This is a genomic window from Paenibacillus sp. F024, assembly GCF_057814255.1.
Genome location: NZ_JBVASZ010000107.1, coordinates 1 through 403, shown reverse-complemented (window position 1 = coordinate 403; position 403 = coordinate 1). Strand labels below are relative to the sequence as shown.

1 rRNA gene is annotated in these 403 nt (G+C 56.8%); it reads left to right on the top strand.

Annotation, left to right across the window (positions count from 1 at the left end):
- Nucleotides 1–403 (top strand): 16S ribosomal RNA (locus ACZYR9_RS27595); the annotation flags it as partial.

Below are 403 nucleotides of genomic sequence, written 5' to 3'. Positions count from 1 at the left end.
GAGAGTAACTGCTCTGAGGGTGACGGTACTTGAGAAGAAAGCCCCGGCTAACTACGTGCCAGCAGCCGCGGTAATACGTAGGGGGCAAGCGTTGTCCGGAATTATTGGGCGTAAAGCGCGCGCAGGCGGCCGCTTAAGTTTGGTGTTTAAGCCCGGGGCTCAACCCCGGTTCGCACCGAAAACTGGGCGGCTTGAGTGCAGGAGAGGAAAGCGGAATTCCACGTGTAGCGGTGAAATGCGTAGAGATGTGGAGGAACACCAGTGGCGAAGGCGGCTTTCTGGACTGTAACTGACGCTGAGGCGCGAAAGCGTGGGGAGCAAACAGGATTAGATACCCTGGTAGTCCACGCCGTAAACGATGAGTGCTAGGTGTTAGGGGTTTCGATACCCTTGGTGCCGAAGT